Below are 22359 nucleotides of genomic sequence, written 5' to 3' on the forward strand. Positions count from 1 at the left end.
TCGCCTACGGGCGACCACACACACCGCTGAAGGGAAGCCGCCCATGTCGGCTCTACTGAGCGTGCCCGCAGGCACGCCCGCGCCCACGCAGGCGCAGATCCGCGACGCACTGCTGCGCCACCTGCAGCAGCAGATCCTTGCCCAGGCCGCCGGCGAGCACATCCCCGCCGCGACCGTGCTGACCGACACCCCGCAGGAGCGGCACTGGCTCGGCCAGCTGGCCAGCGAGCCGCAGCTGACCGTCGACGCCGCTCGCGGGTTCAGCCCTCGCCTGGTACCCGCCGCACAGGGGTTCTCCTTCCCCGTGCACGGCACTGGCCCCGTCCACCTCGACGTGCAGTTGTCGTTCGCCGTCTACGTGGCGCTGCACCCGACCGCCGCCGAGCAGCGCGAGTTCGTCCACGCCGGTGACGACGACAGTCGCTCCACCAGCGGGTCGGCGCAGGGCCGGCACCTGGCCCGGGTGTGGACGAAGGTGCTCGTCGGCCCGCTGACCGTGCCGATCACCGTTGCCGCTGACGACACCAGCCGGCGGTTCGCCGCCGCCGAGATCACCACGGCGGTCACTGACGCTGTCGCCGCCGCGGCCCGCGCCGCCGGCGGCCGAGATCTGTACCGGGCCAAGCGGACCGGCACCCCGCGCGCGCTGCTGCCTGTAGACGCCGACTTCGTCGACGACACCTCCTGGGCCTCCTACGCCGGCGCGAACTTGCTGCCGGCCGCCGACGTCACCGCACCGCAGTTCGCCGCCGCGATCGAAGTCGACGCCACGGTGACCCAGCACGGCCGCGAGCTGCTGGTCACCGTCATCAACACCTCCCCGGCCGACGACGCCCAGTTCGCCGACCTCACCGGCAGCACCCCGCTGGACCGCGACCACCTCGACAGCCGCCTGTACGAGGTGCAGCTGGCCGCCACCACCGACGCGCCGGTCGACGTCTACACCCTTGAGCAGGTCGCCCGTTCCCACCGCTACGACCGCACCGTCGAGGCGTTCGGGCAGGCCTGCCCCGTCGAGGTCGACCCTCTGCCGGGCGGGCAGACCCGCCTCCGCACCGTGTACGGGGCCGTCAACACCACCGGACGATCGCACCCGACCGACGCCGTCGACACGTCGTTCACCGCGTTCATCTCCGACCCGGTCGCCGCCGCCGGGGCGCTCGTCGAGGCGCACGAGCAGTGGGTGACCGAGCACTGGTCGACCGCCGCCCTCGACCGGCGCCACGCAGCCGGCGCCTGGACGCCCGAGCAGCGGGCCGCCGCCGACACCGAAGCCGACGCCGCGCACGCCGAGGTCGCGTGGCTGCGCGCCGGCCTGGACGCGCTGCGCGGCGACCCGATGCTGCGCCGCGCGTTCGTGCTGATGAACACCGCCATGGAGCGGGTGGCCGCGGCGAAGAACTTCAAGGCGTGGTTTCCGTTCCAGATCGCGTGGATCCTCGGCTGCCTACCCGCCGTCGCCGACCCGACGGCCGACCTGGCCGTGCAGATCCTCACCGTGCCGCCGGGCGGTGGGAAGTCCGAGGCCTACAACGGCGTCGCGCTCGTCCACCTCTTCTACGCCCGGATGCGCGGCGACCTGCGTGGGGTGACGGTGTGGGCGCGGTTCCCGCTGCGGCTCTTGTCGGCACAGCAAACCGAGCGGTTCGCCGCAGCGGTGTTCGCCGCCGAGCTCGTCCGCTTGGACCAGGCCGACCTGCGCGCCGGCGACCCGTTCGGCATCGGCTTCTTCGTCGGCAGCGGCACCACCCCGAACAAGTACTGGCCGGCCGACGTCGCCTGGGCGCGCGGGGTGGACCCCTTCGACCCGGCCGAGGCCGAGCGCTGCCGGGTGCTTGAGCACTGCCCCGTCTGCGACCCGGCCGGAGCCGGCCCCCGCCTGGTCGTCCGGTTCGACGGGCCCAGTTGGACGATGCAGCACCTGTGCGCCAACCGCAGCTGCTCGCTGGGTGGTCAGCTGCCGCTGTGGGTCGTCGACGACGACATCTACCGGCAGGCGCCGTCGGTGTTGGTGGGGACCGTCGACAAGCTCGCCCAGGTCGCGCACAGCGACAAGTTCAAGATCCTTTTCGGCCGTGCGCTGGGCCGCTGCGCGGAGCACGGCTGGACCGTCGACCCGGCCCGCTGCGGGGTGTACCGCTGCAACGAGCCGCGGCTGCCGGTCGGCGAGGGCTTCGGGCACCTGCGGTGCGAGATCACCGACGAGCTGCACCTGCTCGACGAGAGCCTCGGCGCGCTCGACGGCATGTACGAGACCCTGGTTCAGCAGATCGGCGCCGACCTCGGCAACACCCCGCTGCACATCCTGGCCGCCACCGCCACGATCGAGGGCTACCAGACGCAGGTGCAGCACCTCTACCGCCGCACCGCCCGCCGGTTCCCCGAGCCTGGCCCCTCGGCCGCGGCGAACTTCTTCTCCGCCGTCGACCCCGACGAGCCGCTGCGGCGGCACCTCGGCGTCCGCCCACGAGGCACCACCATGGTCACCGCCTCAGCCGACGTCACCCGAGTGCACCGCGACTGGCTCACCACCGCGCTCGCCGACCCCGCCGCGGCCGCGACCGCCGCCGGTCTCGACGCGATCGGACAGGCCCGCGACGGAGTGCCGGTGGTCGACGTCGTCACCCGCGCCGTCCGCCACGACTACGAGGTGCTGCTGGCCTACTGCCTGCGCAACGAGGACATGGCCGCCTACGCCAGCGACGACCGGGTCGCCGACGTCGCGACCACCACCGAGCAGCGGGCGGTCATCTCCGGCGACGCCGACGCCGTCGACATCCGCGCCGCCGTCGACCGGTTGAACAAGCCGCCGGCCGACGCCGAGCGGCGCACTCGCCTCATCGTCGCCACCAAGGCCATCGGGCACGGGTTCGACTCCCCACGGCTGGGCGTCATGGTCCTCATGGGCACCCCCACCCAGGCGGCGGAGGTCATCCAGGCCACCGCCCGCGTCGGGCGCACTCACCCCGGCCTGGTCGTGCACGTGTTCAACCCCTCCCGCGACCGGGATTCCTCGGTGTTCCGCTGGTACGCCAAGTGGGTCGACTACCTCGACCGGTTGCTCACCAAGGTGCCAGTCAACCGCGAGTCGCTGCCGGTGCTGCGCCGCGCGCTGCCCGGTGCGTTGATGGCCCGGCTGCTGCAGATCCACGACCCCGCGTGGATGACCTCCGGCCGCGGCCGCTACTCCCTGGGCGACGCCGGCCAGGTTCGCGACGCCCTCGCCGCCGGATTCCTCACCGACGCCCAGCTGATCACCGAGCTGTCGGCCGGCCTCGGCCTGGAGGCGGCCAACCCCTACCACCAGATGCACCACGCCGAGGTCGCCGAGTTCGTCTCCAACACCCTCGTCCGGCTGCCGGTCGCCACCGGCGGCGGCCGCACCCGCACCGCCGACCAGCTGCGCCCCGGCGTGCCGCGGTCGCTGCGCGACATCGAAGAGCCCATCACCATCACCGGGAACCTGTGAGGACCGCCATGACCACCGAGGAGATCAGCCGCTCCGGGATGCAGGCGCTGTGGCGGAACATGCCCCGGCAGCCGTTCCAGTGGGGCCCGCACAAGGTGTCGGTGCTCGGGCGTACCCCGCGCAACCCCACCCCGCTCGACGTGCCCGAGGAGTACGTCGCCGCGCAGCTACGCCGCCTGGTGCGCCCCTTCTCCGCCCAGCGGGCCACCCCGACCAGCCCTGGCCCCGAACTGGAGGTCATCGACCGGCAGCAGTACCAGCTGGTCAAGGTCGAAGACCTCGTCGCCGACCGGTTCCCCAACGCGTTCCTGTGCCGCAAATGCAACGCGTTCGCCACCGTCCGCCCCGAGCAGCGCCCGCCGACCTGCCCGGCTGGGCACGGCCCGATGCCGCAGTTCCAGTTCGCCGAGGTGCACAACTGCGGCCTGCTGCGCGACCTCGCCCCGCCGCGGTGCCCCCGTGGCTGCCGCGCGCCGATGCAGCTGCACAACACCCACCAGCTCAAGGTCGGGCAGTGGTTCTGGGCGTGCTCGCAGTGCCGGACCCGGCCCGACGGCGGCGTCCTGCGGTTCTGCAGCGAGTGCCGCGCCGGGCGGGTGTCGGTCACCCGCATCCCGCAAAACTCCGTGCACTACGCCCAGCACCTGACGGTGCTCAACCCGCCGGACCGGGCCTCCTACGGGGCCCTGGCCGGCGCCGACATCCACGCCGCCGCCGTCGGGCAGCTCATCGGCGCCGTCGGCCCGGGGCTGACCACGCTCGCTCAGGCGGCTGGCACCGCTGGAGAGGACCCCGAGGCGGCGGCGCGGGCGATGGCCGCCTCCCTCGGCATCGAGGAGGGCACGCCGCTGTTCGACCAGCTGCTCGAGGCGGCCCGCGCAAAGGCTGCCTCCAGCGGCGGGTGGCGCGCCGACGTCGACGCCCTCGGGCTGGACGCCGACACCCTGGAGGCCATCGGCGACGAGGCGCTGGCCCTGGCCCGGGCGAGTGAAGCCGAGCCGCTGACGCTGGAGCACCTCACTGCCAACCCGCCCTCGCCGAGCCTGACGCCGGTCTATCACCGCTACGCCCAGCTGCTCGACCAGTACTCGCTGACCGAGGTGCGGCTGCTGCGGGAGCTGCCGGTCGCGCACATCGTCGCCGGGTACAGCCGCATGTCGGCCACCCACCAGCAGGTGACCCGCCGCGGCAACGTGCCCACGCGGTTCAACTTCTTCCCCAACGAGCGCTCCGACCGCTTCCCCATGTACGGGCGCCGCGCGACCACTGAGGGCCTGCTGGTCCGCATCGACCCGCTGGCGGTCATCTCGTGGCTCGTGGACTCGCTGCCCGGTGACGTGCCCGACCCCGGCATTACCGACTCCGCCGCTGCCTACCGGTGGCTTCTGCAGGCGTGCCCGCCGGTCACCGACGTGTTCAACCCGCCCGACCACCCGGTCACTGGCGCGGTGCTCGGGCTCGTGCACTCCATGGCGCACCGGTTCATGAAGTCGCTTGCGACCCGGTGCGGGCTGCACATCGACTCCCTGGCCGAGTACCTGTTCCCGTCGGCGGCGGCGTTCCTCATCTACGCCAACACCCGCAGCGAGTTCACCCTCGGCGGCATCGAACACGTCTTCCGCTACGACCTCGCCGACGCCCTCGAGGAGCTCGACAGCGACCCGCGGTGCGTGTTCGACCCGCCGTGCCGCCGGTCGTTCGGTGGCGCGTGCGCGGCCTGTCTGCACACCAGCGAGGTCGCCTGCGAGCGGTTCAACACCGAGCTCGACCGCAACAAGCTGTTCGGGACGCTGTCACCGCCGGCCGGCGCCCCGGTACCCGCAGGCACCGGTACGGGTGCCGGTGGGTCATCCACGTCGTCGGCGGAGCCGGTGTGGCGAGCCTTCTGGAAACCGTGACCCCGCTGGCGGACCTGGTGACCCGCACCTGCGACTCGGCTGGGGCCGTGGCCGCGGTGCGGGCCGCCACCGCCGATGGGGCCGCAGCCATCGCCGGCGTTCTCGTCGAAGCAGGCGCCGACCGCCGACTACTGCCCGGCGCACTGGAGTACGCCGGAGTGACCGCCACCGCTACCCCGCTGGAGCTGGCGGCGATCGCCGGGGCGCTGGAGGTTCTCGTCGCCTCTCAGCGCACAGGGCAGCCGTCGCTGGTGCTCACGGTGCCCGAGTTCCTCACCGGCGCCTACGCCCGCTTCCTCGCCGACCACCCGGCTGTCCACGCACGGCGCACCTCCGCAGTCCTCGCCGAGGTCGCCGCCGGCGCCGAGGGCCGGCTGCTGGTGGCCGCGCCGTACCTCACCGGTGTCGCCCTCGAGCGGCTGGTGCCGCACGCCGGCCGAGTCCTCACCGACGGCGGCACGGTCTGCGTCATCACACGGGCGCTCACCGGCAGGAGCCCCGAGCCGTCGCCGGCGAACATCGCTGCGGTCGGCGCCCTGCGGCGGGTGACCCAGAGCCGCCCCGGGCGGCTGCTCGTCCGCTCATGGGAAGGGCCTGGCCTCGGAGTGCACCTCAAGGCGGTGATCGCCGACCGTGACGACGCCTACCTGGGATCCGCGAACATGACCGATGGCGGACACCGCGGACACGCCGAAGCCGGGGTGCGCCTGCCGGCCGCGATCGCCGGCCCGCTCGCCGACTGGTTGGAGATGCTCGCCGGCGCCCTGACCGAGGTCCCCTAGCCCGCCCCGCCGACGATCTAGTCGTGTCCGTTGCACGGGGCACTGCACCGCGGGCACAGCGGCTCCGGACCGCGTAGCCGCCGCACCCCAGGGGCTGCCGCGCCCGATGAGCGACACCACGAGCCCTGGATCTCGTCACGCAGGAGATCCAGGGCTCGCCTCATGCAGCCGGCTCCTGGTCGGTCGCTTGCTCGTGAGGGTGGTGCGCCATGTGACGCCCTCCGTAGCAGCTCGAGGCCGATGGGCTGTCCCACCGGCCCCGAGCCTCTGTTGGCGGCGAGAGTCAGAACCGGACCCGGACCTGCAGTCGGTCGCTGTCGAGGCGGGCGACGCCCGGCTTGGGCGGAAGTACGACGATGCGCTCGATGCCCTGGTCGTAGACGGCCCGCCGCCGCGCGTCATCGAAGCCTGCCCAGAGCTGGCGCAGCTCGGTGTTCGTCTCCGCGCCCACGACCGGGCCCACGGCCTGGCCGGTGGCGGCGATCTCGACGGTGAGCTTCTCGATACTGTCGGTGAGGCGAACCGCCGGGGGACCTACCGCTCTCACGCCTCGTCGTGCGAGAGGACCCCGCGGGGCGCCGATCCGTGATCTTGTCCGAGGGGCGCGCTACGTTCCGACTATGACAGAGAAGCCGCGCACACCTGGCCTCTCCACGACGGTGGAGACGCCCGGTGGGACGGCTCCCACTTCGCGGTGCCCAAGTCCCCCCTCGGACACTTTGAAGTGGGAAATCTACCCACCTCCCAGGCATGCAGCAGGCCCTTCCTGATCGACGCATCGACACGGTCCCGGCCACCTCGGGTACGGCAACCAGCCCGCCCGGCACCCCCGTCGGACGCTCCGTCTCCCCGGCCGACCACACCGCGGACACCGCCGCCGCCCAGCGGCTGCTGGCCGCTAGTGCCCAAGCCGGGCCCGCCCGGACCGGTCGGTCCATGCCGAACCCCGCTCCTCCGGCCCATCTGGCCGCCCGCCGCCGCGCCACCGAGTCCTCTCCACGCTCCGCGGCCCACGCCGTCTCCCGCCCCGACGCCGGCGGCGGCACGAACAGCTTGCCCGTCGCCGGACGGCAGGCCTCCCCCACTCTGATCGGTGTGCCCTCCTCGTGGACCGGCCTCGGGGGGCTGCTGGGTGGTGCCGGCAAACGTGCACCTGCCGACGCGCTCACCCTGGCCGCGGTCACCTCCGGTGCCGGCCAGGGCGGCGGCCGTGCCCAGGTGGACCTGTCCGGCATCTGGGCGCTGCCCGCCGACATGGCCGCCGCCCGCAGCACGAGCGTCACGCGCACCCTGGACGCCAAGGGCGGGCTGCAACTGCCGATCGACGCCGACGCCGCCACCAAGCTCCCCGCCGAGCGCGACGGCGCGCTGGTCACCGTGTACCTGCCCGGTAGCCCCGACCAGCCGCGTCCCAGCTACGCCACCAACGCACTCCCGCTGGACGCTCGCGGCCGACTCACCGTCACCGCCGGCGTGCGCCGGGAGGCCGGCATCCCTGATGGCGCCGACGTCCTCGCCGTCGTAGATCCCGACCGGCGCACCCTCATTCTGACCGCAGCCAGCCGCCTCGACGCCGGCCTCGCCGGCCTGCTCGACGGCCTGCGCCGTCCCACCGCCGTCCCGGCCGCCACCGATGCCACGGCTGTCCCCGCGACCGACGTCACCGCGCCGGTGACTGGCGCGGATGCCGGCGCCCCGAGCACCTCTGGCGGGCGACTGCGCAGCGTCGGCTGACCGGCACCTTCCCAGGTGCCCGCGGCACAAGAGGTGCCGCCGCAACCCACGGAGACCTCCGATGACCACCATCCCCACCGCCCACGACGGCGACCGGCACGACGGCGAGCCGACCGACAACCGCGCCAGCCGGCGCGAGGCTGACCGGGAGGCCGACCGGGAGGCCAAGCGGGCCGCGAAGCGCGCTAAGAAGACCAAGAGCGTCGACGCGGCCGCCGCCACCCGCGAGGCGATGCGCGCCAGCCTGATCGCGGAGGGCTTCGACCCCGTCGACGTCGAGGCCATGCTCCCGCCGCTCGCGACGCCGAAGAACGCCTACACGGTCCAGCTGGCCGTGGCCGACGCCGTGACGGCGATGCGCCAGGACCTGCCGCGCAGCGAGAAGACCTGGGCGCCCTATCTGCAGCTGCTCGTCGACGGACTGCTGGGCATGTGCCCCTGCCCGTGCCCAGCGTGCGCGATCGGCCCCTGCCCGTGCCCGGGCGGCGACGACGGCCACGCCGACTGCTGTCGCATGCCCGACGACGAGCTGCACACCGACTGCGCCGAGCGCTACACCGGCGTGCCGGACATGTCGGTCAAGAAGGTCGCCCGAAGCACGCTGGCCGACGCCGCCTGGTGGGCCCAGCGGCGCGGCCTCAAGCGCACCGTCGCGCGCAACGTCAAGCACGCGCAGCAGGGCCGCCCGCTACTGCACAGCGACGGACGCGGCGCCCGCGAGCAGTTCCTGCAGGCCAGCCGCTGGATGTTCACCTGGCTCGGCGATGACGACAAGGTCAAGGCCAACCCCGCCACGAAGCTCAAGCTGCCCCCACGCCAGGAGGCCGGGGCCCGGTCGCTGACGGAGGAGGAGTTCCTCGAGGTCTACGGGGTCGCCGTCAGCACCGGACAGGACCCCACGCTGGACGGACTCATCCTCCGCCACCTGCTCATCCAGGCCGTGCGGCGCGGCGCGCTGCTGGCCACCGCCTGCGGCGGGCTGGACGTCGAGGGCTGCCGCATCAGCTACTGGGACCAGAAGAAGCAGACGTGGCGCTACCGGCCCACCACGCCCACGCACATGGCCGACCTCCTCACCCACGCGCTCACCCGCGGGCCGCGGGTGGCCGCCCCGCCGGACGCGACGCCCGAGGAGCGCCGGCACGGCATCCCGGCGCTGACCGACACCTCTCCGGTCTTCTACGCCCGGCCGGTCGACACCTTCGACGCCGACGGCAACTTCGTCTCGCGGGAGGTCCACCCCATCACCCGCAAGCGTCGAGAGCCTGTTCGCCCGCATCCGCCGCAACCTGCCCTGGACCGAGCGCATCGAGCTCCGCTGCCACGATGTCAGGCACACGAGCGGGCGGATCGTGCACAAGGCAGCCGATCAGCAGGCCGCCAAGCTGCACCTGGCCCACGACGGCGGCAGCACCACCGACCACTACCTCAAGGAGCGGCTCGACAAGCTCACCCGCCGAGGGGCGTTCGGTGTGCTCACCGAGGCCGTCGCCCGCAGCGGACACCTGTCGGAGACCCTGCCCTTTCTCGTCTGCCGCGGCTTCGTCGAGATGTACGGCGGCTCGCTGGAGCAGGCAGAGGCCGACTTCCGTGCCGCAGCGGCGGTCGATCCGGGCTCGGCCGAGTGGCCGGCGTGGCGCGGGACCGCGCTGCGCTACATGGGCCGGGCTGCCGAGGCGGTCGAGGTGCTCGGGCCAACCTCGAGGCCTTCACCCGCCGCCTGGACTACTACCAGGCCGGCCTCGACGGCAAGCCCCACGACCCCGCCACCGTCGACGCCCTGCACGCCGAACTCGACGGCATCCTCACCGCCGACCACACCGCCTGGCAGCACCTACGCGCCACCACCAGCGCCACCCCCGGCACCGCCGACACGACCGCGATCAGCACCCCACCGCCAGCACCCAGCCAGTAGTCGACTGCTCGAACTCACGCGCCTCGTCGTGAGAAGACAGGGCCCTGTATCAGGATGACTGGTTCTACGCTCCCTTTACTCAGGTGCAAGCGGGGGGGAAGCCGTGACCGGGAGTCGGCCGAAAGGCGATGCAACTGGCGGCGGGCGGGCGGTGGTCCTGTGTGCGCTGCCCGCCGAGTTCGAGGCGGTCGAGGCCACGCTGACCGACCTGGAGGAGCGCGAGCTGCCCGGCGGGGCGCTGTTCGAGGAAGGCCGTCTGCCCGGCTCGCAGTGGACGGTGGCGGTCGGGGAGCTTGGCGAGGGCAACGTCGGGGCCGGGGTGCTGGCCGAGCGGGCCATGAACTTCTTCAGCCCGGATCTGGTGCTCTTCGTGGGGGTCGCCGGGGCATTGAAGGACGACATCCTGGTTGGTGACGTAGTGGTCGCCACCCGGGTCGACGCCTATGCCGGCGGCAAGGCCGCCGAGGACTTCCTCGCCCGGCCCCAGACCTGGCCCGCGCCGTTCCGTATGGTGCAGAGGGCCCGCCGGGTGGCGGGGAAGAAGAAGTGGATGCCGCCGGAGCTCCGACGGGTCGACGGAGCCCCACCAGCGGTACACCTAAAGCCGATCGCGGCCGGTGAAGTGGTGCTCACCTCCCGCGATAGCCCGCTGTACGCACATCTGCGCCTGCACCACAACGACGCGGTCGCCATCGAGATGGAGGGCGTCGGCCTGGCCCAGGCCGCCCACCTCAACGACAGCCTGCCCGCGCTGGTCATCCGCGGCATCAGCGACACCACCAGTCCCGACAAGGCCGAACTCGATGCCGCCGGCTGGCAGCCCCGCGCCGCCGCCCACGCCGCCAGCTTCGCCACCGCCCTGCTGCGCGCCCTCGACCCCGCCCGCCTATCGGGCCGCGCCGGGGCGGATTCCGCGCAGGTCGCTTCCGGCACGGGTGCGGGATCCGGCGAGGAGCGGGATAGCGCCGATGACGCGGCCCCGTCCGGAACGACCTCTGGCTCTTCGGAGCCCGTGGCGGCGGACCGGCGAGTCGTCGGGGTGCCTCCGGCCGGCGCACTCAAGCACTGGTACGACCGGGAGACCGTACGGCAGAAGCTCGTCCACCGGATCCGGTCGCGGGAACCGATCACCCAGGTCGTGGGACGACGAGGAGTCGGCAAGAGCGGAGTGGTCACCCGCGTCCTGACTGCGGAGCAGGATGCGGCGCACCTGGTCGACGACGTGGTGTTCCTCAGCACCCGGACCGGTGTCGGTGAGGTGCGGCTCGGACGCATAGTGCACTGCCTTGCGGGGCTGCTGCCGTCCGCGGAGGAAGAGCGACTCCTCGCTCGGTGGGCCGGCGTGGGTACGGCCGTCTTGCCCGACCTCTTCCAGTCGCTGCGCGAGCGCACCGTCGTCGTCGTGCTGGACAACCTTGACGATCTGCAGGACAAGGGGACAGGCATGCTCCTTGCCGAGGACTTGGTGGCATTCCTGTGTGCTGTCGTAGCCACGCCCCACCCGCCGATCGTCATTACCACCTCGCAGCTGCCGCTCGGCGTTCCACCGGATCTGGACGTGCAGTTGCCGAAGCCGGTGCCCGTCACCGACGGCCTGCCTGACGACGAGGCGGTGGCAATGCTGCGGCAGCTGGACGATCAGCAGGGGTCCTCGGTCTTGGCCGCCCTGGACGACGTCACGCTTGCGGGCCTCGCCCGCCGGGTCGGAGGCATGCCTCGGGGCTTGCAGCTCATCAGCGGGTACCTGCGCAGCAGGAGGGCCCGGGGCGTCGACAGGCTGCTGCGGATGGACCAGGCACCGGCTGACGTGTTGGACCAGCTGGTGTGCATCGCCTACGACCAGCTCGAAGGAACGTCGAAGGAGATCATTGACGTCATGGCGGTGGCCGCTCGGCCGCTGGGTCATGACGAAGTGCTCGAGCTCGCATGCGTTACTGAGGAGGACGAGTTCGAGGATGCTCTCGATGACCTCTTGGGGCGCCAGGAGCTCGTCAGGGATGAGTCCGAGGACATCTACCGTCTGCACCCCCTGGACACCGACCACGTGCAGCGGAGCCTGCCGGCCGACCGTCGGGCCGAGCTACACCGCAGGCTGGCTGACTGGTACCGCGGGCAAGCGCCACCCCGGCAGACCTGGGACCACGTCCCCGACGCCGATCCCACGGTGCGTGAGTACAAGCACCTTTGGGCCGCCGGTGAGCATCAACAGGCACTCGAGGTGCTTGCCAGCGTGGCCGAGTTCCTGGCCCGCCGAGGAGCGTTTGGTGTGCTGAATCAGGCCATCAGTCGCGGAGGGCACCTGTCGGACACCCTGCCCTTCCGCATCTGCCGGGCGTTCACCGAGATGTACGGCGGATCCCAAGAGCAGGCAGAAGTCGACTTCCACGCTGCCGCGGCGCTCGATCCGGACTCGGCCGACTGGCCAACCTGGCGCGGAAGCGCCCTGCGTCACATGGGCCGCGCCGCCGAAGCAGCCGAGATCCTCGCGCCGGTCTTCATCGACGACACCGCCCCACGGGACATCCGCTTGCTCGCCGGCCTTCAGTACGGACTGTCCTTGTGCTACCTGCGCAGCGTCGACGAAGCGCTGCGCGTCGCCGCTCAAGTGACGGGCTTGTTGACCCTGGGAGATCCTCCCGGAGTCCGGGCCTTCGCAGCCGACATTCGGTCACTTGCCCTCATCCTGGCTGGCGAGTACGACGAAGCGCTGAGCACCGCCGACGCAGCCCTTGAGGACTACCGCCTCGGCGGAGTGCCGGACAACGTGGAGTACCTGCGGAACGTGCGGGGCTTGGCTCTCCTGCGGCTGAGGCGCCAGGATGAAGCGGTGGCGGCGCTCACCGACTGCCAGAAGACCTCGCACCAGCTGGGCCAGGACCGACTGGAGGGCTTGGCCGGGGTGAACCTGGCATGGGCCTTGCTGCTGCAGGGCCGTGCCCATGAGGCCGCGGAGGCAGCACGGGAAGCGGCTGAGCGGCTGGCTGCCAGTCGGACGGACGGCGCGGAGGGGGCGAGTGCGCTGGCGCGGGCAGCGACCGCGTCCGACCCGGCGCTTGAACTGCGTCGCGCTACCGCCGCGCTACGAGCCAACCCGGACTTCCACCAGGCGACTGACGAGGAGATCGCCGAGATCACGGCCTTGAGGGGTATGCGGTGAGCCCCGTTCACCAGGCTGACGGCGCGCCGCCGCCTCGGGGTCACCTCCCGCCGTCATCCGTCGGCAGTGCCCAGCCCCTGGCCGGCTGAGTACGAGGCCGCCATGCCCGAGAAACCACCCTCACGGACGGAACGGACCCAGGGCGATGACCTCCGACCCAGCCCATCGGCGACACCGGTCCCGGACACCACACCGCCGTCAGCCCTCACAGGGACCACCCCACAGGACAGAGCCACCGGCTCACCCGCCGGGGACAGCGCCGCCCGGCTGACCTGGCTACACCAGGAACTGGGCCGGCAGCTCGCCGCCTACCGGCGGCGCCGCAAACGGGACAAGCGCAAGGCCTTCGCCCTGCAGATGGCCACCGTCACCCTGTCAGCGACCATCACCGTGCTGCTCGGTGTGCGCGCCACCGGCACCGCCCAGGACCGCCTCGCCGACATCGCCCTCGCCCTCGGCGCGATCATCACCGTGCTCGCCGCCGCCGAGGCCTTCTTCGCCCACCGCGGCCTGTGGATCCTGCGCACCGAGACCGTCCGCAACCTCGAGGCCTTCACCCGCCGCCTGGACTACTACCAGGCCGGCCTCGACAGCCGGCCCCCCGACCCGGCCGCCGTCGACGCCCTGCACGCCGAACTCGACGGCATCCTCACCGCCGACCACACCGCCTGGCAACACCTACGCGCCACCACCAGCGCCACCCCCGGCACCGCCGACACGACCGCGATCAGCACCCCACCGCCAGCACCCAGCCAGTAGTCGACTGCTCGAACTCACGCGCCTCGTCGTGGAAGAGGACCCCACGGCCTAACGGAACGATCTTGTCCGACAGCCGCGCTACGTTCCGACCATGTCCACGAAGCCGCGCACACCGCGCTCCTCCCCCACCACGGGAGACGCTGGTGGGACGGCTCCCACTTTCCGGTGCCCAAGTCCCCCCTCGGACACCAGTTTGATGTACATCGAGTGGTTGGCCCGCACCTCCGCGTGCTCCGGCTGGCCTCCGAGCTGTAGAGCGTCTCGGAATCCATGCCGGCGCAGGTAGCCACCAAGCCCCGGGGATGAGGGGCTCGATCGGTCCGCGACGGCAGCCAGGCGCTTCCCGGCTGCCGCGCTGGTGCCGACGAGGAATCCGGCGACACCGCCGCCCGCCAGCTTCCCGAGCGGCCTCCGCCATGGCTTCGATCCCACCTTCTCCCCCGGACCGCAGGACAGCTCCGCCGTGCACGGCGCCTCGCTGGTACCGGCGAGTCCCGATCCGACGTCGCCCCGCGGCACCGCGATCGAGACCCCTCCGGTGCGCACGGGTTCTGGAAGCATCGACGCCGGTTTCAGGAGGCCGTCGTGATGGGACCACCGAGCTCCCCGCTGCTGTCCGTGAAGCACGTGGTCCCACCTGCCCGACCCGGGGCAGTGGTCCGGCAGCGGTTGTATGACCGGCTCCGCGCCGCCCAGGACGCACGACTGTGCGTGGTGGTGGCTCCCGCCGGCTGGGGCAAGACGACGGTGCTGGCCCTCTGGGCGAGGGAGCCCGAGCAACGGCCGCGAACCGCGTGGGTGTCGCTCGACGCGTCGGACGACGAGCCGGTCCGGTTCTGGACCTACGTGCTCACGGCGCTCCGCGGAGTCGACCCCCAAGTCGGCAAGAGAGCGCTCGCGGCGCTGTCCGCACCGGCGGTGGAGCCGGTCGCCGTCGCACTGCCGCTGCTGATCAACGACCTGGCCGCGACCAGCGGCCGGTACGTGCTGGTCCTGGACGACGTCCACGTCCTGCACGACCGCCGGGTCTGGGAGGCGCTCGAGTTCCTGGTCACGTACCTGCCAGAGTCCCTGCGCGTGGTGATGGCCGCACGAGCCGACCCGGCACTGCCACTGGCCAGGCTGCGGGCTCGCGGCCAGCTGACCGAGCTCCGGGCGGCCGACCTGCGGTTCACCCTGGAGGAGTCGACCGCACTGGTCGCCGCCGTCGGCGGAGTCCGGTTGCCACCGTCCTCGTCGACGCAGCTCTGGGAACGCACCGAGGGCTGGGCGGTCGGGCTGCAGCTGGCCGCGCTGTCCGTCCGCGGCTCCGACCAGCCCGAGGCCGCGGTCTCCCGACTTCGCGGCGACGACCGCCACATCCTGGACTACCTCGCGACCGAGGTCCTGGACGCCTTGGAGCCGGTGGAGAGAGACCTTCTCGTCCGGACGTCGGTCCTGGACCGCCTGTCCGGATCCCTCTGCGACGCCGTCCTCGGGCGCAGCGGGTCGGCCGAGATCCTGCGGCACGTCGAGGACGTGAACCTGTTCGTGGCGGCGCTCGATCCGGGTCGACGGTGGTACCGGTGCCACAGCCTCCTTCGTGATGTGCTGCGACGGGAGCTGGAGACCACCCATCCCGACGCCGTGCCCTCGCTGCTGGGGCGGGCCGCCGACTGGTACGCGGCAGAGGACCGGATGGACGAGGCCGCCCGGCTGCTGATCGCCGCCGGGGACGTCGACGGCGCGATGGACCTGCTGAGGACGTCTCAGGCGTGGTTCTTCGAGTCCGGTGCCGCTGCCGTCTACCTGCAGCTCGGTGAGGAAGCGGTCTCGAGCGGAGGGGCGGCCGACGCCGAGGTGTTCGTGATGCTGGCGTACGCCGCGGTGCTCAGCGGCCGGTTCGACCGCGCGCGCCACTGGTGCGACGCCGCCGATCTCCTGGTCGAGGACCGGACCCCGTCCATCGACGGATGGCTCAGCGCCCGCGCCTGCCTGCTGACGATGCGCGCCGCCTACGGACACGAGGAGGGCGACCGGTCCGCCGCCGACCTCGTCGAGGGCGGCCGCGCCGTGCATCTCGAGACCGATCCCGCGCTTCCCGGTTACGTCCTCGCGCGCGCCGCGCTGGCGAGCGCGCACATGCGCGCCGAACGGTACGGGGACGCGGTCGCGCTTCTCAACGAAGCCTGGCAGCACCCCGCGCGCGCGCTGCTTCCGACACCCGCACTGCTGCAGACCGCGGGGCTGCTGGCCCTGAACCTGCTTCAGGTGGGTGCCGCCGAGGCAGCGCGGGAGGTCTGTGCCGAGGTGGCGGCTCCCGCCGACGCCGTGGAGCACGCGTGGGGCGAGGCCGCCGCTGCGTCGGTCGCCTGGCTCAGGCTGGTGGAGGGCCGCCTCGCGCGATCCGATGGGGACCTGGTCTTCGCTCGCCGCCGCCTGCGCCGCGCGGTCGAGCTCGCCGAGGTCTGGGGGCGGGACGTCGAACTGGTGCGGGCGCTGAGCAGCCTGGCCGAGGTGCAACTCGCCGCCGGCGACCGCCAGGCCGCCCGCGAGGCGGCCACCCGTGCCCGCGAGGTTGCGGACGCAGCACCGATCCGCCGGCTAGCGGCGGCGGAGCTGCAGGCGGTCGAGACGCGACTCGGCCGGGGCGCCGTGCGGGCCGCACGGCGCCTTGGCCGCCTCCACGAGGAGCTCACCGACCGGGAGCTGTCGGTGCTGCAGGCGTTCTCCGGCCCGGCCACCCAGCGGGAGGTCAGCGCCGCGCTGTTCCTGTCGGTGAACACCGTGAAGGGCTACACCAAGAGCCTGTACCGCAAGCTCGGCGCCTCATCGCGTCGCGACGCCGTCGAGCGGGGCAGGGCGCTCGGCCTGGTCTGAGCCGGTCGCTGCGGGAGCCGCACCACCGTCCCGGCGCCGGCTCCGCGAGTTCCAGGCCGCCCTCGTCAGGACGAGCAGGCCGACGGCGCTGGCGAAGGCGACGGTGTCGCCCATGCGGGCGTACCAGGTGCCCGTGCCCTGCGTCGGCACGGACACCACGAGGGTCTGGTCGGCAGCGGTGAAGTAGTCGGCCTTGTGACCGAGCAGGCGGCCCTGCGCGTCCGTGGCCAACGAGATCCCCTGCCGCGTGGGGCGGACCAGCGCCACGCCGTTCTCGACGGCACGGAACGGTGCCTGCTGGGCGTGCCACGCCGAGATGCTCCGCCAGTCGCTGGACGGCACGAGCAAGATGTCGACCCCGGCCCGCCCTGCCTGGCGGACCAGGCCGGGGAAGAAGTCGTCCTGGCAGATGATCGTGGCGAGCCGGCCGTAGGGCGTGTCGACGGTCGGCACGATCCCCGGGCCGGGGTCGTGCCCGTCGCCGGGGACCGGCTTGGATTTCAGGTAGTCCCACACGACCGTGCCACGCGGGTCCATCAGGACGGCGTGGTTCTCGTTCACCGCTGCGCCATCCGATCCGTCCCCGGCGTCGGCCAGCTGCACCATCATCGAGACCTGCAGGTAGACGCCGTGCTCCCGGGCCAGGTCGGCCGCGCGTGCCACGACGGCGGACTGCTCCTCCTCGAGCGTGAGCGCCGCCGCCTCCGACCACGCGATGATCTCCGCGCCGGCCTCCGCCTCGCGCTCGGAGCGCTCGAACAGCTCGTCGAGCACCGGTCGGAAGTACTCGTCCCGGACTGCGGCACGCTCGGCGGGATCACCCGGGGTCAGTGGCGGGGCCGAGTAGGCCAGGTCGGACAGCTGCCGGTCGGGGGCGAGGGCGGCCACGCGGACCGTGTCGGCCGCCGGCGTGGCGAACGCCAATTGCGCGCCGCCGAAGACCAGAGCCGCCGCGAGCGTCGCGGCGAAGACCACGGACGGGGACCGGTGCCGGGAGCCCTCCAGCCCACGCTCCCAGAGCTCGTTCACGACCGGCGCCAGCCAACTGACCAGGAACGTCAAACCCCAGATTCCGGTGACGGACGCCAATTGCAGAAGTGGGAGGCCGGCGTACTGGGAGTACGCAGTGCTGCCGGCGGCGCCGTAGGCGCTGCTGATCGTGCCGATGAAGTCCGCGGTCGTCACGGCGGCCGGGAAGACGAGCGTGCGCGGCAGGCCGGTCAGCCTCGGGGCCAGGAGGCGGTCGACCGCGAAGGGCAGCGCACCCCCCAGACCGAGCATGGCGACGAAGAGGTAGTAGCCGACCCCGTCCTCCACGGGGAAGAACCCGTTCCGGAGCCCCGCCAGTAGTGCCAGCGACATGGCCACCGTCAGCACGAGGAGCCCGGTCAGGGGCCGTTGGCTGCGCGAGAAGCGCATGAGGAACACCGGCGCCACCCAGGCCGTGAGGGGGATCAGGGTCTGGAGGTTCGCAAAGGGCAGCAGCAGCGTGCCTAGGAGCAGCCACACCCATGGTGACCGGCCCCCCGGGTACGGTCGGCGCACCCGCGAAGGGCGGCCCCGCACCGCCGCGCCGGCGGACGTCGCAACGGGATCACCGCTGATCGTGGCCATGTCGACTCCTCTCGCTGCTGGGCATCACGGCGACGAGGACGACCGCGCCGCCCACGTCCCACACCTGGTTCAGGAGCGCCCTCAGCGCGGCCTGGTCGGGAATCGAACACTCGATCACCATTCCGGCCGGCACGGCGGAGACGCGGGCGCCGTCGAATCGGTCCCGCACCATCCCGATGACTCCCGACGGCATCGGGTCGGTGACGATCAGGCAGTACGTCGATCCCACGGTGGCCTCCTGCTTCTCGACCACCGTGCCGCCGCAGCCCGCTGTGCACACCACCCTGATCGCAGAACCACCCCGGGTGGGCGGGGATCACCCGTCTCTGGCAGGGCGCCCACGTCGTGGGCGCCCTGTCATCGTTCATGGGCCAGTCCTGCCCGACCTGGCTGGTGTCGGACGCCGACCGCTCGGGGGACGGCGTGTCGTCCTGGTCCCACGCCAGGGCTGCGGTGAGCAACTCCTCGCCCGACCCGGAGCGGCACGCTGTAGGCGTAGAAGTCGTACCGGGCGTGACTTCATCGCCCCGAGCACTCGGGCGGACCAGAACGGTCGTGAGCCCACCGACCTGCGCCGGCGCGGCGTCGGTGGCGTTCCCGGTGTCGGGGTAGTCGCCGCTGCCCTCGGACAGGGGGGCACCGTCGTCGGCCACGTCCGTGCTCGGTGAATCCTCGGGGGCATGCGCGCTGCCGCCGCGGCGGACGACGGCGCGCTCCTGCTCCATCCGCTCGAGGAGCGCCCATCGCCACCCGCGGCGCCCACCCACCCATTCGCCCCGGCCACGGCGTGAAGAGCGGAGCAAGCCATGCCGTCCACCCTGTCCGCGGCGCGACAGTGGCGCCCGCTGTCGAAGCACCAGCGGAAGGAACGACCAACTGTCCGCATCCCTGGGCGCCGGTCGTCCGGAAGAGAGGTCATCAGCAACCCACGGAAGAGATCGTCGGAACGCCGGCGGCCACCATGACGCGCAAGGAGATCGCACCATGAGCATGACCAGCACCGACGCCGCAACCGGCTTGCGGGACATCAAGAGCCACGAGAAGACCAGCTTCGCCGACCTCGGCAAGGAGATGTGGGCCTACCTGACCGGCAAGGGCGCCGCAATCAACTACGAGTTCGTCGACATGGTCGTCGAGGTGCCTCGCGAGACCGGGCCGGATGCCCCCCGCGCCGTCTGGCGGCTCAACGGCACCCTGCGCATCACGACCGCCGAGAACGCCAGCCGGGGATGACGGACCCACGCGGCCCGGTGCACCTGTCCGGTGAGCTGTCGCTGGAGGTGGACGGGGCGGGCGTGCAGGTGCACGCCGACGGCGCGGACGTGCGGATCGTCGCCGAGGACGTCGGCGCCTTCGTGATGCGGGTCCGAGAGGCGGCGACCGCACGGAGCGGGGTGGCGCCCGGCCGCCGGGATCTGGGCGGGCTGGCCGAGGCCCTGGCCGCCTCCGGGTTCACGGCGCACCTGGAGTCCCCCACGCGCCCGGTGGCCGTCGCCGGTGCCGGCGTCGACTCGCCGGCCGGGGGACTGCTGCTGGGCACCCGGCGGGTACGGCCCCGCGCGGCCGTGGTGGTGATCGCCGTCGGCCGCGGCCGCCGGCCGCTCGCCGCGGGCGCCGTAGCGGTGGTGCTGGCGACCGTCCTCGCCCGCCGACGCCGCTGACAGGCGCGGCCGGTCATCGAACCGGCCGCGCCTGACGGGCCCGTCACCGGCCGGCGTCCTCCCTCACCGCGGTGACGACGACCGCTCCTCTGCGAGTCGGCGGGCGAACAGTGGCGGCAGGTAGCGGAGCATCAGGGCCGACCACACCAGGTGCGTGAGCATGGGCGCCTGGATCCCCCCGGTGACCCGGCGCTGCTGCGCGAAGAGCAGACCCATCGGAACGCTCGCCAGCACCAGCGCCGGGTTGCGGGTGGCGGTGGTGGCCAGCCCGTAGACCGCGGTCGAGGCGAGCACCGGCCGGGTCGCGCCCGCCGCCGCGTAGACCGAGCCGCGGAAGAACACCTCTTCCGCGACGCCGTTGGCCAACGTGGTGGTGAGGACCAGCGGCGTCGTCCCCTGGTCGGCGTAGCGGAGCACCGACCCGATCGCCCGTTCCAGGACCGGGATCCGGCGGGCGACCAGCGCCGCGGCGTAGAAGGCCCCGAAGGCGCCGACCCCCGAGACGACCGGCGTGAGCACCGGGCGGCGCAGCTGCTCCCCGGGCCCGAACATCCGTCCCAGGTGCAGCGGACCGGATGCCAGCCCACCGACCACCCAGGTGCCGGCGACCCCGAGGGTCAGCCAGTAGAACCGGGGTGAACCCGGCGGCGTCGACAGCGACACCCCCAGCAGCGAGGCGCCGGTGACCGCGGTGGCGCCGGTGACCCGCCGGCGGCGCCGGAAGGCCTCGTCGCTCTCCCAGTGGTCCCGCGGCACGCTCCGCAGCAGTGGCCCGGCCACCCGCCGGACCCGGGCCCGCACGGCAGCGAGCCCGGTCAACGCCGCGCTCCGCGGCTCAGCCATCCGCTGCGCCGCTCCCCCGCCTGCCGTCGGCGTTCTCGTGCCCGTTCGACCAGCGCGGTCATCACCATCTCGTCGTAGTCCATCGGCTCGAAGGGCACTACCGAGCGGATGGCGTCGTCGGTGACGACCACCTCGTTGGTCATGGAGTCGATGAGCGAGCGGCCGGTGGCCACGTCGACGTCGGTGACCAGGGCCAGCCAGCGCGAGGACAGCTGCGGGCTGAGCAGCGGCACGGGGACGACGAACAGGTGCCGGTTCTGGATCTCGGCGACCCGGATCATCATCTGCAGGTAGGTGAGCACATCGGGGCCACCCACCTCGAACACCCGCCCGGCGGCCTCCGGTGCGTCGAGGACCCCGACCAGATACCGGACGACGTCGGCGACCGCGATCGGCTGCGTCCGCGTGCTCACCCACCGGGGGGTGACCATGGCGGGCAGGTGCGCCACGAGCTGGCGGGTGAGCTCCCAGGACACCCCGCCGTGGCCGACGACGATGCCCGCGCGCAGCACCGTCACCGGAACGCCGGTGCCGCCCAGGAGCCGCTCGACCTCACGGCGGCTGCGAAGGTGCCGGGACAGCTGGTCACTGTCCTGGCCCAGGCCGCCGAGGTAGATGATCCGGTCGACCCCGGCCGCGGCCGCGGCCCGGGCGAAGGTGCGCGCCGCCTCGGCGTCCTTGCGCTCGAAGTCCGGGTCGTCGAGGGAGTGCACCAGGTAGTAGGCGACCTCGCAGCCTTCGAGTGCCTCCCGCAGCGATCCCTCCTCCCCGACGTCTCCGGCGACCGGGTGGCCGGCCCCCTCGTAGCGCTCGGGGCGTCGGGTCATCGCGCGGACCTCGTGGCCTTCCCCGTCGAGCGCGGCGACCAGCCGGCTGCCCACGAACCCCGACGCGCCAGTGACCAGGATCCTCACCGGCGCAGGGTGACCCGGGTGAGCGGTCGGCGCGAATCGTCCGGCGCCGGCGGCGGACCCATGTCAGCCGTGAATCCATTCACGCCAGTCGAGGCGTGTGCGGAGTCCACGAGGCACTGGCTGGGTTGCCGGTCCCCCGCCGTGCGCCGCCTCCAGCAGCGTCGTGCGGCTCCCGTCACCGCGTTGGCAACAGGTGGCCGATCCGGATACCAGCGACCGGTGACGACGCCAGAGAGGCCGACGCCCGGACGCGATCTGGCGACCGCCGTGAGCGCCGACGGCTCGCCACGAGTCCTCAGTGGAGCCGTCCGAGTCGGAGATGACGACGGCCGAGTCACAGAGGGACTCGGACGCCGGCGTTCCAGGAGTCGAGGATCCTGTCGATCCGCGCCCGGCAGTTCGCGACCTCCCCGCGCGCGGTAGGCGTGTCCTTGTGGCGCAGGGCCGCGGTGGCGGCCGCCAGGTCCAGGCGGGCCAACTCGAACTCCACGAGGAGGACGTCCGGGGCGCCGTCCGTAGTCATCACGCTCATGGCCGGTCTTCGTCTCCGCCGGTGGGCGCGGATGCATCGGCTTCGCTTCGGTGCCTGTCGCCGCCTGTGCTCCGCCTGGGCGATTCACCACCCCGGGTGTCCAGGCCCCCTTCGGCATCTGGTCGATCGACGCCGTCCGGCGCCTGTCCTGGCCTTTCGATACGCGCCATCCAGTCAGATCCGTCGCCGTCCAGACCGCGTTGCTGTACCGGTTGCTGTAGT

At 72.6% G+C, this 22359-nt stretch carries 16 protein-coding genes; 10 read left to right on the plus strand and 6 right to left on the minus strand.

Annotated elements, in window-relative coordinates:
- The first annotated feature begins 43 nt into the window (after nucleotides 1-43).
- From CRP39_RS11675 to CRP39_RS11685, 3 genes are read left to right on the plus strand one after another with little or no spacing between them, the layout of a single operon-like run.
- Nucleotides 44-3469 carry a helicase-related protein gene (locus CRP39_RS11675; RefSeq protein ID WP_143426619.1) on the plus strand — a complete coding sequence of 1142 codons (3426 nt, stop codon included), beginning with the start codon at nucleotides 44-46 and terminating at the stop codon, nucleotides 3467-3469.
- Nucleotides 3470-3477: 8 nt separating this feature from the next.
- Nucleotides 3478-5367, plus strand: a complete 1890-nt coding sequence (locus CRP39_RS11680) for a hypothetical protein (protein ID WP_097206553.1) — start codon at nucleotides 3478-3480, stop codon at nucleotides 5365-5367.
- Nucleotides 5364-6149 carry a phospholipase D-like domain-containing protein gene (locus tag CRP39_RS11685; protein ID WP_097206554.1) on the plus strand — a complete coding sequence of 262 codons (786 nt, stop codon included), beginning with the start codon at nucleotides 5364-5366 and terminating at the stop codon, nucleotides 6147-6149. Before CRP39_RS11680 ends, CRP39_RS11685 begins: the two co-directional genes overlap by 4 nt.
- A gap of 283 nt (nucleotides 6150-6432) precedes the next feature.
- Here the strand turns inward: CRP39_RS11685 and CRP39_RS11690 are convergent, their stop codons facing one another.
- Entirely contained in the window at nucleotides 6433-6696 is a 264-nt protein-coding gene (locus CRP39_RS11690; protein WP_097206555.1) for a hypothetical protein, read from the minus strand.
- A 548-nt stretch (nucleotides 6697-7244) separates the two neighbouring features.
- On the opposite strand from CRP39_RS11690, the gene CRP39_RS11695 reads away from it, so the two are divergent.
- The 5 genes from CRP39_RS11695 (at nucleotide 7245) to CRP39_RS11715 (ending at nucleotide 16573) form a co-directional block, all read left to right on the plus strand.
- Nucleotides 7245-7883: a hypothetical protein gene (locus tag CRP39_RS11695; RefSeq protein WP_143426620.1), complete on the plus strand. Its 639-nt coding sequence runs from the start codon at nucleotides 7245-7247 to the stop codon at nucleotides 7881-7883.
- A 61-nt stretch (nucleotides 7884-7944) separates the two neighbouring features.
- Nucleotides 7945-9798: a hypothetical protein gene (locus CRP39_RS11700; protein ID WP_097206557.1), complete on the plus strand. Its 1854-nt coding sequence runs from the start codon at nucleotides 7945-7947 to the stop codon at nucleotides 9796-9798.
- A 103-nt stretch (nucleotides 9799-9901) separates the two neighbouring features.
- Complete coding sequence (locus CRP39_RS28035) at nucleotides 9902-12955, plus strand: phosphorylase family protein (RefSeq protein ID WP_097206558.1); 3054 nt, start codon at nucleotides 9902-9904, stop codon at nucleotides 12953-12955.
- A 102-nt stretch (nucleotides 12956-13057) separates the two neighbouring features.
- Nucleotides 13058-13714, plus strand: coding sequence for an SLATT domain-containing protein (locus tag CRP39_RS11710; RefSeq protein WP_097206559.1), 657 nt, complete (start codon nucleotides 13058-13060; stop codon nucleotides 13712-13714).
- A gap of 588 nt (nucleotides 13715-14302) precedes the next feature.
- Nucleotides 14303-16573 (plus strand): winged helix-turn-helix domain-containing protein, encoded by a 2271-nt coding sequence (locus CRP39_RS11715; RefSeq protein ID WP_097206560.1) that lies wholly within the window; start codon nucleotides 14303-14305, stop codon nucleotides 16571-16573.
- Here CRP39_RS11715 and CRP39_RS11720 read toward each other — a convergent pair.
- Nucleotides 16523-18082: a nitrilase-related carbon-nitrogen hydrolase gene (locus tag CRP39_RS11720; RefSeq protein ID WP_172442401.1), complete on the minus strand. Its 1560-nt coding sequence runs from the start codon at nucleotides 18080-18082 to the stop codon at nucleotides 16523-16525. The two genes, CRP39_RS11715 and CRP39_RS11720, sit on opposite strands and share 51 nt — an antisense overlap.
- A gap of 85 nt (nucleotides 18083-18167) precedes the next feature.
- A complete protein-coding gene (locus tag CRP39_RS26800; protein WP_172442402.1) occupies nucleotides 18168-18440 on the minus strand; it encodes a hypothetical protein in 273 nt (90 codons plus the stop codon).
- A 731-nt stretch (nucleotides 18441-19171) separates the two neighbouring features.
- Here CRP39_RS26800 and CRP39_RS11730 point away from each other — a divergent pair.
- Both CRP39_RS11730 and CRP39_RS11735 read left to right on the plus strand, forming a co-directional pair.
- Nucleotides 19172-19420: a hypothetical protein gene (locus tag CRP39_RS11730; protein WP_097206562.1), complete on the plus strand. Its 249-nt coding sequence runs from the start codon at nucleotides 19172-19174 to the stop codon at nucleotides 19418-19420.
- Nucleotides 19417-19848 carry a hypothetical protein gene (locus tag CRP39_RS11735; RefSeq protein WP_097206563.1) on the plus strand — a complete coding sequence of 144 codons (432 nt, stop codon included), beginning with the start codon at nucleotides 19417-19419 and terminating at the stop codon, nucleotides 19846-19848. Before CRP39_RS11730 ends, CRP39_RS11735 begins: the two co-directional genes overlap by 4 nt.
- 63 nt (nucleotides 19849-19911) lie before the next feature.
- Here CRP39_RS11735 and CRP39_RS11740 read toward each other — a convergent pair whose 3' ends face one another.
- From CRP39_RS11740 to CRP39_RS11750, 3 genes are all read right to left on the minus strand, one after another.
- Entirely contained in the window at nucleotides 19912-20691 is a 780-nt protein-coding gene (locus tag CRP39_RS11740; RefSeq protein WP_097206564.1) for a CPBP family intramembrane glutamic endopeptidase, read from the minus strand.
- Nucleotides 20664-21605 carry an NAD(P)H-binding protein gene (locus CRP39_RS11745; protein WP_097206565.1) on the minus strand — a complete coding sequence of 314 codons (942 nt, stop codon included), beginning with the start codon at nucleotides 21603-21605 and terminating at the stop codon, nucleotides 20664-20666. The genes CRP39_RS11740 and CRP39_RS11745 overlap by 28 nt, the downstream gene beginning before the upstream one ends.
- A gap of 334 nt (nucleotides 21606-21939) precedes the next feature.
- On the minus strand, nucleotides 21940-22137 hold the full coding sequence (locus CRP39_RS11750) for a hypothetical protein (RefSeq protein WP_097206566.1): 198 nt from the start codon (nucleotides 22135-22137) through the stop codon (nucleotides 21940-21942).
- Between the last annotated feature and the right edge of the window lie 222 nt (nucleotides 22138-22359).

The sequence above is a fragment of the Geodermatophilus sabuli genome, assembly GCF_900215145.1.
Classification (GTDB): Bacteria; Actinomycetota; Actinomycetes; order Mycobacteriales; family Geodermatophilaceae; genus Geodermatophilus; species Geodermatophilus sabuli.

What these genes read in the sequence shown, in the direction of transcription:
- CRP39_RS11735 (WP_097206563.1), top strand. Translation starts at nt 19,417, where the DNA reads ATGACGGACCCACGCGGCCCGGTGCACCTGTCCGGTGAGCTGTCGCTG.
- CRP39_RS11740 (WP_097206564.1), bottom strand. Translation starts at nt 20,691, where the DNA reads ATGGCTGAGCCGCGGAGCGCGGCGTTGACCGGGCTCGCTGCCGTGCGG.
- CRP39_RS11715 (WP_097206560.1), top strand. Translation starts at nt 14,303, where the DNA reads ATGGGACCACCGAGCTCCCCGCTGCTGTCCGTGAAGCACGTGGTCCCA.
- CRP39_RS11750 (WP_097206566.1), bottom strand. Translation starts at nt 22,137, where the DNA reads ATGAGCGTGATGACTACGGACGGCGCCCCGGACGTCCTCCTCGTGGAG.
- CRP39_RS11680 (WP_097206553.1), top strand. Translation starts at nt 3,478, where the DNA reads ATGACCACCGAGGAGATCAGCCGCTCCGGGATGCAGGCGCTGTGGCGG.
- CRP39_RS11675 (WP_143426619.1), top strand. Translation starts at nt 44, where the DNA reads ATGTCGGCTCTACTGAGCGTGCCCGCAGGCACGCCCGCGCCCACGCAG.
- CRP39_RS11710 (WP_097206559.1), top strand. Translation starts at nt 13,058, where the DNA reads ATGCCCGAGAAACCACCCTCACGGACGGAACGGACCCAGGGCGATGAC.
- CRP39_RS11700 (WP_097206557.1), top strand. Translation starts at nt 7,945, where the DNA reads ATGACCACCATCCCCACCGCCCACGACGGCGACCGGCACGACGGCGAG.
- CRP39_RS11730 (WP_097206562.1), top strand. Translation starts at nt 19,172, where the DNA reads ATGAGCATGACCAGCACCGACGCCGCAACCGGCTTGCGGGACATCAAG.